At 66.5% G+C, this 12,621-nt stretch carries 11 protein-coding genes and 2 pseudogenes; 9 read left to right on the forward strand and 4 right to left on the reverse strand.

What is annotated here, in order from left to right:
• From QZT59_RS03415 to QZT59_RS03430, 4 genes and pseudogenes are all read left to right on the forward strand, one after another.
• Positions 1–128: pseudogene (locus QZT59_RS03415) on the forward strand (3-oxoacyl-ACP reductase); the annotation flags it as partial.
• Positions 129–614: 486 nt separating this feature from the next.
• The gene (locus tag QZT59_RS03420; protein ID WP_290811343.1) at positions 615–1,568 is read left to right on the forward strand and encodes an NAD-dependent epimerase/dehydratase family protein; all 954 of its coding nucleotides are present in this window, start codon (positions 615–617) and stop codon (positions 1,566–1,568) included.
• A gap of 91 nt (positions 1,569–1,659) precedes the next feature.
• Positions 1,660–2,361: a phosphatase PAP2 family protein gene (locus tag QZT59_RS03425; RefSeq protein WP_290811345.1), complete on the forward strand. Its 702-nt coding sequence runs from the start codon at positions 1,660–1,662 to the stop codon at positions 2,359–2,361.
• A 294-nt stretch (positions 2,362–2,655) separates the two neighbouring features.
• A complete protein-coding gene (locus QZT59_RS03430) occupies positions 2,656–3,138 on the forward strand; it encodes a VanZ family protein (RefSeq protein ID WP_290811347.1) in 483 nt (160 codons plus the stop codon).
• A gap of 28 nt (positions 3,139–3,166) precedes the next feature.
• Here the strand turns inward: QZT59_RS03430 and QZT59_RS03435 are convergent, their stop codons facing one another.
• Positions 3,167–3,634, reverse strand: a complete 468-nt coding sequence (locus tag QZT59_RS03435) for a VanZ family protein (protein WP_290811349.1) — start codon at positions 3,632–3,634, stop codon at positions 3,167–3,169.
• Between the two features lie 54 nt (positions 3,635–3,688).
• Complete coding sequence (locus tag QZT59_RS03440; protein ID WP_290811351.1) at positions 3,689–3,868, reverse strand: hypothetical protein; 180 nt, start codon at positions 3,866–3,868, stop codon at positions 3,689–3,691.
• A gap of 419 nt (positions 3,869–4,287) precedes the next feature.
• Here QZT59_RS03440 and QZT59_RS03445 point away from each other — a divergent pair, with 419 nt between their 5' ends.
• Entirely contained in the window at positions 4,288–5,550 is a 1,263-nt protein-coding gene (locus QZT59_RS03445) for an O-antigen ligase (RefSeq protein ID WP_290811353.1), read from the forward strand.
• Positions 5,551–5,599: 49 nt separating this feature from the next.
• Here the strand turns inward: QZT59_RS03445 and QZT59_RS03450 are convergent, their stop codons facing one another.
• A complete protein-coding gene (locus QZT59_RS03450; protein WP_290811355.1) occupies positions 5,600–6,217 on the reverse strand; it encodes a glycosyltransferase in 618 nt (205 codons plus the stop codon).
• 6 nt (positions 6,218–6,223) lie between these two features.
• Positions 6,224–6,721: pseudogene (locus QZT59_RS19190) on the reverse strand (glycosyltransferase); the annotation flags it as partial.
• A gap of 1,091 nt (positions 6,722–7,812) precedes the next feature.
• On the opposite strand from QZT59_RS19190, the gene QZT59_RS03455 reads away from it, so the two are divergent.
• The 4 genes from QZT59_RS03455 to QZT59_RS03470 all read left to right on the forward strand — a co-directional run.
• A complete protein-coding gene (locus QZT59_RS03455) occupies positions 7,813–9,252 on the forward strand; it encodes a sugar transferase (RefSeq protein ID WP_290811357.1) in 1,440 nt (479 codons plus the stop codon).
• A complete protein-coding gene (locus tag QZT59_RS03460; protein ID WP_290811359.1) occupies positions 9,253–10,416 on the forward strand; it encodes a glycosyltransferase family 4 protein in 1,164 nt (387 codons plus the stop codon). It begins immediately after the preceding gene.
• On the forward strand, positions 10,413–11,681 hold the full coding sequence (locus QZT59_RS03465; protein WP_290811361.1) for a glycosyltransferase family 4 protein: 1,269 nt from the start codon (positions 10,413–10,415) through the stop codon (positions 11,679–11,681). The genes QZT59_RS03460 and QZT59_RS03465 overlap by 4 nt, the downstream gene beginning before the upstream one ends.
• A partial coding sequence (locus tag QZT59_RS03470; RefSeq protein ID WP_290811363.1) for a sulfatase occupies positions 11,678–12,621 on the forward strand: 944 nt, incomplete at its 3' end. The genes QZT59_RS03465 and QZT59_RS03470, both read left to right, overlap by 4 nt.

The following is a 12,621-nucleotide window of genomic DNA, read 5'->3' on the forward strand; positions in this document are numbered from 1 at the left end:
AGATCGGGACGAGCGAAGAGGTGGCGGATCTGGCGCAGTTCCTCGCGAGTCCGGCGTCCTCGTATATTGTCGGGGAGACGGTGACGATCGCGGGCGTGCCGCCGATCGACGAGACGCCGGATATCTAGGCCGGACGCGGTTTCGTTCTAAACGCTTCACGTAGTGGGACGGTCGTCGGTGCCGCGTCTAGCAGCACCGGTGAGAGTACTCCCGCCACCAAAGCCCTCGCTCGTTGAGCGGAACCGAAGGTTCCGCGATGCTCGAAAGAGCTTGCTCTTTCGTTGCTCGACCGGTTGCGACTCGCTGAGCTCCTCGCTCGCTTCGCTCGCTGTGGTGCTTGCGTCGTCTCACCGGACCGAGCGCGCTCGCCCTTTGGAAGTTCGGCAGGACCGCGGGCCTGCCCTCCCCCAGGTCGCGCGGCTCGCCACCGCCGGGCGAACCGCGCTCCCGGCCGTCTGGCCGACAGAACGAGAGACCGCACACCCTGCCCATCGATCTCGTTCGTTCCGTGTCGCCAGATCTTCCGTTTCACGCGGCAAACCCCTCGTTGCGCCTGACCATCACGAAATATGTAACCCAGGTTTACATTCCCCGCCGGTATGGGTTGCCCTGCTATGAAGGGCCAGCGAATCCTCGTTACCGGCGGGGCGGGGTTCATCGGGTCGAGCCTCGCGAACGAACTGGCAGGGCGCAACGACGTGATCGCCGTGGACGACTGCTATCTCGGTACTCCCGAGAACCTCGACGACGAGGTGACGTTCGTCCGCGAGAGCGTGCTCGCGGACGATCTCCCGACGGACGTCGACGTCGTCTTCCACCTCGCGGCGCTGTCATCGTACGCGATGCACGAGGAGGAGCCCTGCCGGGGCGCGCGGGTGAACGTCGAGGGGTTCGTCAACACCGTCGAGCAGGCGATGGCCGACGGCTGCGAGACCGTGGTGTACGCCTCGACGTCGTCGATCTACGGGACGCGGACGGAGCCGTCAGCGGAGGACGAGCCGGTGTCGGTGAACACGGGCTACGAAGCTTCCAAGTTGGCCCGGGAGCGCTACGCCGAGTACTTCTCGAACCACTACGACGTGAACGCGTGTGGACTGCGACTGTTCTCCGTCTACCAGGGTTACGACGGCGCCGAGGGACACAAGGACGAGTACGCGAACGTCATCGCGCAGTTCGCCCACGACGTGGCGACGGGGCGGCCGCCGGAACTCTACGGCGACGGGAGTCAGACGCGGGACTTTACGCACGTCTCGGACGTGGTTCGGGCGTTCGAGCTCGCTGCGGGGCGAGAACTGGACGGCGTCTACAACGCGGGGACGGGCGAGCGCTACTCGTTCGAGCGCGTGGTCGAGCTGATCAACGAGGAACTGGGGACCGAGGTGAACCCGGTGTACATCTCGAATCCGATTCCCGAGAGCGTCTACGTCCACGACACCTGCGCAGACGCGTCGCGACTGCGCGACGCGACTGGCTGGGAGCCCGAGATCTCCTTCGAAGAGGGGATCCGGATGGTCTGTGCGCCGTACGCGGCGACGGAGGGGGCGATCGCTCCCGAGGCCGAGCGGTGATGCGAGCGGGCGGTCGGTCCCGAAGAATCGTGGCGATCGAGGACGTACGGATCCGTAGCGAGCGCGTCCACGGAGTGCTCCACCGCATCACATGAACCGCGACCTCGGCGTCACCGAAGCGATCCGCAGCCTCCTCCCAGAGTCTGCAGTCCCGCTGTTCGAGGCCGTCGCGATGCTCGGCGACCTGGTGCTCGTAGTCGCCGTGCTGGCGGGACTGGCGCTGGTCGACGCCTACCGGTCGCTGCGGCGGGGCGCCGACGGGCCCCTGTCCGAGCGGACCGCGTTCCTGCTGGCGGTCGTCCTCGGCGGGCTCGCCCTGACGCTCGTTCTGAAGACCGCCATCGGGGCGAGTCGGCCACCCGATGAACTGCAGGCCGTCGCACGGGAGGGAGAGGGCTTTCCGAGCGGGCACACGATGGCGGCGACGGTACTGTGGGGGTCGCTGGCACTGTGGAGCGAACGGAGGACGAAACGGATGCGGCTGCTGGGGGCGAGCGGAATCGTCGGACTAGTGGGGCTCTCGCGACTCGCGCTGGGCGTGCACTTTCTAGTAGACGTACTAGCGTCGATCGCGTTCGGACTAGGCTACCTCGCGATCGCCGCGTGGGTTCTCGCGGGTGACCCGCGGCGGGCGTTCGCGGGTGCAGCAGCGCTGGGCGCGGCGGCGTTGATCGTGACGGGCGCGAGTGCCGATGGGCTGCTGGCGTTCGTCGGGTGCGTGGGTGGGGCGATGGGGTGGTGGATCTTGGGCAGGGTGAAGGTACAAGCTCTGTGGGCGTCGGTCGCAACCTAGTAGATTTCTAGCTCGGTAGAGTCCGACGAGTTCACATACACGCTCTTTGCCGCTAGAACGCCTATGCTTGGCCGTGGAGGATCCAAGTCAGAAGGCGGAACAACCTCACGGGCGCTCCTCAACTACGATCCCGAGAGCGCCGTTCACCGTGCTCGGCGCGCGACCGCAGTCCAAAAAACAGCCATCGTCACCGCGAGCACCGCCTAAGGTGGTCCAGCGGTGGCCAGAAATCCACCGATCGGTACAAACGTGTGCCGGGTGTACGCGAGGCTGACTCGGAGCGTGATGAAAGGCGTGTCGACCGACGATCGGCGGATACCGCTGCCGCTCTTCCCGGAGTGGTTGCGGTGGGCGGCTGTCGCCGCCATCGCGGCGGTTATCCTCTACTACTCCATACCGGCTGAGCCCGACGTAGCGCCCGCAGGGCCGACGCCAGAAACCGAGGGCTCGCCGAACCTCATCACCCTCGCCGCGTGGCGTCATTTTCTGGCGTACCTGCTGCTCGGACTTTCCGTCGCGTACGCAATCACGGATCGAGCCACCTCTCGTAGAAAAAAGGTGGCGTTCGTGGTGATAACGGTGACCGGTTACGGACTCGCGATAGAACTCGGACAAGCGCTGACGGTCGACCGGGAGGCGAGCAGTACGGACGTCCTCGTCAACGGAACGGCCGCCGTCATCAGTTGTACGTGGTACGCCCTCGAACCCCGATTACGACCGGTTGCGGTAACCGGTGAACGCATCCGACACCTGGTCCGAAACCAGTTTCGGCGATAAGGAATCCATCGACGAGAGATAATGGTCCTTACCGGTTCGGAAGGAAACGAAGCGGCAGGAGGGTCCGCACTCGATTCGCGAGCAGGTACCCGACGAGGGCGACCGCCGCGCCGATCGCGTTCACGCCCACGTCGCGGACGCTCGCGGTTCGATGCGGAAGCGTCGCTTGAACCAGCTCCATCACGGCGCCGAAGATGACGACCGCGACGAGGACGAGGAGAGCGAACCGCCAGCGGGTGAGGGACCGTCGAGGAAGGGCGAACGCGAGCGCGGCCGCCAGCGTCGCGTACGCGAGTACGTGTCGGAGGTCAGCGACCGAGAGCCACGACGGCCGCGGACCGGGAGGGGTCGGGACCGAGGTCGCGACGGAGCCCGCGACGATCACCGCCGCGACCGCGAGGAGGGTGCACCAGCGGGTGGTGGGGTGACGAGGGGACGCGGTGAGACGAGTCTGCGGCGGTCCGTCGACTCGCACCCGATCCGCGTCGTCGCTCATCGTCGGCCGGTCCGTCGAATGAATTTCCTCGGCTCGGCCATCGGTAACGCGCTGTTACCGGGTGCCACCGTAGCCGCCCTCGCCGTAGCCCGTCGCGCCGACCCCGGCGGCCGCCGACGCGGCGGCGACGGTCCCGGACGACCCGTCGGTTCCGAAACCGGTAACGAAGGGTATCGCGGCGAGGGTCGCGGTCGTGAGCAGTTCGCGGCGCGGTAATCCCGTGTTGTCGGTCACACCGCGTCGTCGGGAGTCGGAGCGAGTAAGCGGGCGCCTTCACGGGTCGTGCTATTATACGGTCGATTACTTTCGATGGACGATCCATTACCGCCCGGAACAGCGCCATTATCGCTCGGAGTTTCGCTACCGGAGGGAAAAACATCGACCGGGCGCGTCGTTCCACCGAGAGCCCGTCGAACCGTCCGATTAGTGGGCGGTCACTCGGAGGAATAGATCACCGAATCGGCGCGCGAGCCGGCTACCCCGGAGCACGTACCGACAGAGGAGCTCCACCGCAGCAACTCCCCTTTTGTCGGAGGGGGTTGTAGCGTGGGTATCCTAGTGACCGGAACGCGGATGGTAGTACGCGAAGTTACCGACGGTCGGCAGCGGATGCCGGAATTGCATCACGGTCATTCGGAGCGTCGCCCGACACGATGAGTGAACGATCAGGCACCGTCGACGAGAACGATCCAGCGGACCTCGAGCCGGCAGTTCCGACGGCGTATCCGCTGATCGCGGTCCTCATCATCGTGATCGCCGGCGCGCCGACCACGTGGCTGTTTCCGGCAGAACCGGGATACCTGCTGGCCGGGGGAGCGCTGGGACTCGTCGCCGTCTACGGCGTGATATTTACGAACGTCAGACTGACGACGGACGGAATCTTCCTCGCGCTGTTCGGCGGCTACTGGGTCGGGCTTCTCGTCCACTATCATCACGCACCACACCAGGAACTGCTGTTCTACATCCTCAGCACGCCGGTTGCCGTCGTTGCGACGGTGATCGTCCTCCCGCAGTTCGTCGTCGGGCGTCCACAAACGTTCGCGATGGCGCTGACGACCGTCGCCACCCTGCTGGTGCTGTTCGGGGTTTCGCTCGTGTGGCTGGAGCACACGACCGATGCGGAGCTTCCCCGCTGGGTCGGCATGGACGTCATGGGATACGGGGAGTATCGGACGGTGTCGATTTACAATAATCCGAACCCATTCGGCATCGTCATGATGGTCGGGACGTTGACGGCGGCGTATACGTACCTGACCCGACGCGGCCCGCTCTGGCTCGGCGCGCTGGCGATCTGTCTTCTCGGCTTCGTGCTGGCGGAAGGTGACGCCGGGTTCGTCGGATTCATCGTCGGGTTCCCGATCCTCCTCTCCGCGATCGATCGACGGCTCTCGATCGGCGCGATCGGCGCGTCCGTTCTCGCGGCCTACGTCGGGATCAGAATCGGACACGTCGGGGAAGTGATGCGGACGACGTTTTTAGGGCGAGTCTATAGGGATGTCGAGAAACTCGAACGACTCTCCGAAAACCCCATGTTGGGAATCGGGTTCGGGGAAGACGGTATCCTCGCCTACGACCCCCACAACTCCTTCCTGCACGTGCCGCTCGCGGTCGGAGTGATCCCGGGCAGCTTGTACGTCTTTTCGCTTTTGTACGCGCTCGCCAAGGGCCTGCGCGCGCGGTGGACGCCCTGGACCGGCTACGTCGTGGGGACGGCAGCCGCGATGCTTATTTCGATGTGGTTCGAGTCGCTGACGCTCGGCGGAGTGAGCGTGACGCCGGTGTTGCTCGGGTTGTACGTCGGCCTGTTGCTCCAGCTCGGACGGAATGACCACGGTCGACCGCCGGAGGCCGATTCCCTGCGATCCGCCCTCCGACGGAGTCGTGTCGGTCGGGTGGTCGGGCGAATACGCGGCTGAATCGGTCTCCCGGCGGCCACGGCCTCCTACCGGCCGAGGCGGTGCTGAACTAGTCACCGCCCGATACTGTACGATACATCCGCACGTGCTCGTCCACGACCCGATCGATATCGAACGCATCCAGCGCGCGCCGGTACCCGTTTTTCCCGAACGTTCGCCGCCGGTTCGGAGAGCGCATACGGATCATCGCTTTCGCGAGTTCGTCGGGCGTCTCGGACGGCACGAGAACGCCGGTATCGTTCGACACGACGTCCCTGACGCCCGGAATGTCCGTGGCGACGACCGGTAATTCGCTGGCCATCGCCTCGAGAAGGACGATCCCGAACCCCTCGTGAATCGACGGGAAAACGAAAACGTCGGCGATGGAGTACAGTTCGTAGATCGACCGATCCGAAACGCGTCCCGCGAGGGTAACGTGATCCTCGAGATCGAGATTCGCGACCGCACGCTGGAGCAACCGTTCGAGCTGGCCGCCGCCGGCGATCACCATCCGCGCATCGGGGATGGAGCGAACGACTCCCGACATCGCTCTGATCGCGTCGGTTTGTGCCTTGGCGGGAACGTACCTGGAGATGTTCACGTACACGAGGTCGTCTTCGCTAACACCCCAGCGATCCCTGGCGCTCTGCTCATCGATCTCTCGGACCCCTCGGTTGAATTGTGCCACATCGATCCCGTTGTAGATCGTACGCCAGTCCGTCAGCTCGGTCTCCCACGGCCGGGACTGAGCGAGAAACCGCTGACGAACGCCGTCAGAGACCGCGATAGTCGTCGTATCGAGTGGCCGTGTGAGTCGCTCGAGCGCTCGCTCGACCGGGTGATAGTTCGCTGGTACGTTATGTTGGGTACTGACGACGGATCTCGCTCCGCCGGTCGCGCCCACCACCCTCGCGAGCACCTGGGAGTACGGTAAGTGGGCGTGGAGAACGTCGAAGTCCGCGCCCCGGAAATACTCGAACACCCGTTGTATCGCTCTGACGTCGAATTTTGACGCCGCATCGAAGGTGACGACGTTCGATCCCGCCTCTCGAAATTCCTGTTCCAGGGGATTATACTTCTCGAACGCACAGGTCGTAAACCGAATGCCCTCGTCCGAGTTGTCAATGATATCTAAAACAAGACGCTGGGCTCCATCTCCCCTGAGATTGTTTATCAAATAGCAAACGTGCATGAGTAGTGAGGGGAGTTGGTCGGGCGATCAGTTTACCGAGCGGTTCCGTCGGGAGCGTCCGCACCACCGTGGCGATCCAGTCCGAGTCAGTTCCGACGGTAACTGAGCGGTCCGGTTTCGCCTCCTGCTGGACTCGAACGAGCCAGACCGACGACCGACGGCGACGAGCACCCCCATCAGGACGATCGTCACGGTGTCGAGTCCGGTCGGAATCCGCGCCAGCGCGATCGCCGCAAGTCCCAGGTAGCCGAGAGCGACCCGCCCGATCGCCGCGATCGCCGTTCCAGTCGGCTGCTGGGGGTGCAACGGATACGACTGGGCGAGCCCGACGCCCATCGCTCCCGCCGTCGCGACGGCGGCGACGACCACCGGTCGCTCGCCAGGCCCACCGGACGCCGCGTCGTTGCCGATAGCGCCGACCCATCCAACGAGGACGACCGTGCTGGCCCGAGGGCGCATCTCGGGTACGTCCACAAAGGCGACATGGCGAATTTCTTTTACGATTACCGGGTTAATGCTTTTTCATGTTCGGAAGTATGTTCACCAACCCGTACGATCGGTGGTAGGGGTCGATCGGATCGTGACGCTTCGAGGAGACGATTCCATCCGAATGCTCGGAGTAATTATCAGTTTCACAAGTAATTTCGTCGTTCAACGAAGTCCGCCGTGCGACCCTCGCTACGGTCCCCGGGCGTTCGGCCGCATCGAGGCATTGACCGAGCGCGGAGCGATCGTCGTCGGATCGAATGCATCCGATCGACGGCCGATACTGTGGACGGCGTCCGGTCCAAACTCTGGACGCTCGGACAGCGAACAGATCGACCGGAACCGGCGGGCTCGACGACGGCTCGACCCGAACCGGCGTGCTCGACGACGGCTCGACCGGAACCCACCTGCTCGACGACGACTCGACCGGAACCGGCGGGCTCGACGACGGCTCGAGCTCGATGTCGACGGCTGGACTCGCGGGGCGCGCTAACGAGCGCCCCGTGACGACCACCGCTCCGAACGACGGTGCAACCGCATTAATTCGACTATCCGACTGAAACGACTTGGCACCGTTATCCCGTGAACACGCCTTGGAGGGGACCATGCTCAAAGGGAGGAGATACCGAGCCGCGAGTACAGCTGGCGTTCTCCTCCTGACGGTCGCCGCGACCGTGAGCGTCAGCATCGCCCTCGGGCGAACCGCTCACGGGTGGTCTCCGACCGTCGAGTCGATGACGGTCGCCTCGCTCACGACCGCAGCGACGGTCGGAATCGCGCTCGCGCCGCTCAGCCGTCCACGCCCCCGCCGGCCGATGGACGTGGTCGAGGAGACGATCAGGCGACTCGGCGTCGCCACGCTGATCCTGATCGTGGGCGGATCCCTCCTCGCACCGCCGCTCCTGCCGCCGGCCGAAGTCCTCGCGACCGCCGCGACGCTCGGGCTGACCCTCCCGGCCTGGTTCTTGGTCCTCCGCCGAGGTGACGAGCCCGAGCGCGTGCTGCTCGTCGGCGACGATCCGGGGAAGGCGGCAGAGCTCGCGGACGGCCTCCCCGTCGAGCCCGTCGGTTTCGCGTCCCCGCGCCCCGGACTTTTGAGAGGACCGACCGAACGGCCCCCGGACGAGAACAGGGCGTCCCGAAAGCGCGTGGTCTCGGACGGGTTCGGCGACCACGCGGACGTGATCGCCACGAGGGAAGGGTCGTTCCGCGGACCCAAACGCCTCGGCGGACTCTCCAGATTACGGTCGATCTGTCGGGACCACGACGTCGACGCCGTCGCACTCGCGTTCCGGCGCAGCGATCGCGGCGAGTTCTTCGGCGTTCTCACGGTGGCCGCCGAGTACGATTTAGACGCGTTCGTACACGAGTCACACGTCGAAGACGTACTCGTCGCGGACGGCCCAGCGAGCCCGGCGGTCGAGACGGTCGTCGATCCGTGGCCGTGGTATGCTCGCGCGAGCAAGCGAGCGTTCGACCTCGGGTTCGCCCTCGTCGGCGGCGTAGCGGCCGTGCCGTTGGCGGCGATCATCGCGGCAGCGATCAAACTCGAATCGTCCGGTCCGGTACTGTACACGCAACCTCGCACGGGCGAGTTCGGGCGACGCTTTCGCATTCCAAAGTTCCGAACGATGACTCCCCAATCCGAGGATCCGAGACCGGGATCGGAACGACAGCGTATTACCCGAACGGGCCGGTTCCTCAGGCGAACGCACCTGGACGAGATTCCGCAGCTGTGGTCGGTGCTCGTCGGCGACATGAGCGTCGTCGGGCCGCGTGCAGCCTGGGTCGAGGAGGAGCGGGTGCTCGAGGAGGAAGTCGACGGATGGCGCACGCGATGGCACGTCAAGCCCGGACTGACCGGTCTCGCCCAGATCAACGACGTGACCAGCACCGAAGGGCGACGAAAGCTCGAGCTCGACCTCGAGTACGTCGAGAACCGCACCTTGTGGCTCGACACCACGATCGTCGTCGCCCAGTTCCGCATCGTGTTCGAAGACGTCCTCGAGTTGACGATCGGCCACATCCGCGGGTGGCGGACGTAGATGCACGTACTCAGAGTGGCCCAGAAGGTCTACCCGGACGTCGAGGGCGGCCTTCCCTACCACGTCCACGCGATGAGCCGCGACCAGGCGGCGATGGGCCACGACGTGACCGTCCTGACCGTCCGGCAGGACCCATCGCCCCCGAAGACCGAGACGCGCGACGGCTACAGACTCGTTCGGTTCGACCCGCGGGCGAACCTCATCGGCAACCAGATCGCGCCGGGGTTGGCGCGACGCCTGCTGAAGACCGACGGCTTCGACGTCGTGCACGCGCACTCGCACATCTACTTCGCGACCAACCTCGCGGCCGCCATCGCCCGGTACCGGGACCTCCCACTCGCGATCACCAACCACGGGATGTACTCACAGAGCGTCTCGAAGCGTGTCTTCTCGGTCTACCTGAAGACGCTGGGTCGCTGGACGTTCAACCAGGCGGACGTCGTGTTCTGCTACACGGAGGGCGGCCGGGAGCGGACGGAGCGCATCGGCGTGACCGCGCCGATAGACGTGGTCGCGAACGGAATCGACGAGACGCGATTCACGCCCGACGGGCGGGAGAGCGACGCGCTCGGCGGCGAGGGACCAACCGTGCTCGCCGTGCTTCGGCTCAAAGACGGGAAGCGGCCGGCGGACGCGATCGAGGTCATCGACCGCGTCCGGGACCGCCACCCGACCGCGGGCCTCTACCTCGCGGGCGACGGCCCGCTGCGAGAGCGCCTGGAGCGGACGGTGGCCCGGCGGGGACTGGAGGATGCCGTCACCTTCCTGGGATCGGTCCCCTACGACGAGATGCCGGCGCTCTACCGGGCTTGCGACGCGATCGTCCACCCGAGCGAGGCGGAGGGCGGCTCGCCGCGGGTCATCCTCGAGGCCATGGCCGCCGGGCGACCGTTCGTCGCGACGGACCTCGAGCACTTCTCGCCGTCGATCGCCGACGTCGGGAGGATGCGACCGGTCGGCCACGTCGACGGGATGGCCGAGGACCTGACCGAACTGCTGTCTGATCCGAACCGGCGGCGGCGCCTCGGCGAGCGCGGCCGGCGACTCGTCGAGTCCGCGTTCAGCTGGCGATCGACGGTCGAGGGGACGACGGAGACGCTCGAACGGCTCTGCGAGTCGGCCGACTGGCCGCGGACGGCCGCTCGACCGCCGGGGCAGCGATGACCCGCCTCGCCTCCGGGGGGCACGTTCGCGAGTCTCCCGAGGCCAGGAACCGTCTCACGGTCGTCTTCTGCTATCGAGCGTCGGACTCCTTCGGCGGCGGCGCCCGGATGCTCTGGCGACTGCTGGGCCGGATGGACGACGGAGAAATCGAACCGATCCTCCTCGCCCAGCGGGCGGACGAGCTCGTCCGGCGGGCGGCCGACGCGGGCGTCGACGTTCGGATCGTCCCGTATCGCGGGGTGCTCGACACGTACGACGGGGAGCTGCTCGAGCGCTCGCTCGCGGACGAGGCGCGGGCGGCCGCCCGGCTGTTGCAGTTCAACCTGGAGGCCCGGCGCCACCTGTCGGGAGCGGACGTCATCTGGTGCGACAGCATCCGTTCGGTGCTCACGCTCGCCCCGTACTCGCTGGTCTCGGACGCGCCACTCGTCTGGAACGTCGGGCTCGGGTACGAATCGACCGGCCGCTGGACCCGGCTCAACGAGGCCGCGCTCCGGGTCGCCGATCACGTGTTCATCGAGGCCCGTCGGCAAGCCCGACGCCTCTTCACGGCCCGGCAGTACGAGCGGTTCGAGCCGAAGATCACGGCGTTCCACAAGGGAATCGACGTCGACCGGTTCTCGCTGGAAGCGGTCGGGGACGTCCGACGGCCAGCGGCGAACGAGGACGACCTCGCCCCGAACGGTGGCGACGGACCGCCGCTCCGCGTCGGCACGGCGGCGCTGATCACGCCCCGGAAGGGCCTCGAGCACTTCGTCGACGCCGCGGCCGACGTCCTGGACGGACGCGACGACGTCGAATTCCTCATCGCCGGCGCGCCGGTCTCCGACGCCGACCGCGCGTACGAGGAGTCGCTCCGCGAGCGGATCGAAACCCGCGGGATCGACGACCGCGTCGCCTTCGTCGGGTGGGTCGAGGAGATGCCGGAGTACCTGGCGAGCCTCGACGTCTTCGTCCTCCCGTCGCTCAACGAGGGGATCCCGGGCGCCGTGCGGGAGGCGGCGGCGATGGAGCGGGCGATCGTCGCGACCGACGTCGGCGCGACGGACGAGGTCGTGGTCGACGGCGAGACGGGGCTGCTCGTATCGCCGCGCGATGTGGAGGCGCTCCGGCGGGCGATCGAACGTCTGCTGGACGATCCCGCGGTGCGCGAGCGGTTGGGTACGAACGCCAGGGAGCGGGTCGTCTCGGAGTTCTCGGTCGACGCGTACGTCCGAAACTACGAGCGGTTCCTCCGCCGGGTCGGCGGGGAGGTGGATGCGTGAGGCGCCCCAACGTACTGTTCGTCGTGATGGACACCGCGCGCGCCGAGTACGCCTACGATCCCGAAGTCATGCCGAACCTCGCGCGAATCGCGAGCGAGGGGACGACCTTCGCGAACGCGTTCGCGAACGGGCCGTGGACGGTCCCGTCGCACGCGTCGATGTTCACCGGCCAGTACACGACGGATCACGACACCCACGCCGGGACGAAGCGGTTCGATCCCGACGTGCCGACGCTCGCGGAGGCGCTCGGCGACGCGGGCTACCGGACGGCCTGCTTCTCGAATAACACGTGGCTCAGCCCCGAGTTCGGCTACGACCGCGGCTTCGACGAGTTCGTCGCCGGCTGGGAGTTACTCGAGGGCGGTGCGGACCTGCTGACGATCCGTGCGGAGAGCGATTCGACGAGCGGTCGCCTGCGCGCGGTATTTCGCGAGCGGGGGGTCGCGAGCGCATGCGAGACGCTGGTGAACGCGGCGTACGCGAAGTTCGTCCGGAAGCGGTACGACGACGGGGCCTTTCTGACCAACCTGCGCCTCCGTCGGTGGCTCTCCGATGCCCACCGGCGGGACGAGCCCTTCTTCGCGTTCGTCAATTACCTCGAACCGCACCTCCCCTACGAGCCCCCCGGACGGGACTGGCGTCGATTTCTGCCGTCCGGAGTCGCTCCGTCGGACGCCGCCGGCGTGAACCAGAACGCCCACCGGTTCATCACCGGCAACGCCGAGATGACCGAACGGGACTTCGCCGCCCTCGAGGCCCTGTACAAGGGAGAGCTCGCGTACCTCGACCGGCGGATCGGGAGGCTGTACGAGACGCTCGAGGCGTCGGGCGCCCTCGAAGAGACGCTGCTGATCATCGCCGGCGATCACGGCGAGAACCTCGGCGACCACGGGCTGATGGACCACCAGTACAACCTCTACGACACCGTCCTGCGCGTTCC

This window comes from Halovivax sp. (assembly GCA_007119345.1).
GTDB lineage: Archaea > Halobacteriota > Halobacteria > Halobacteriales > Natrialbaceae > Halovivax.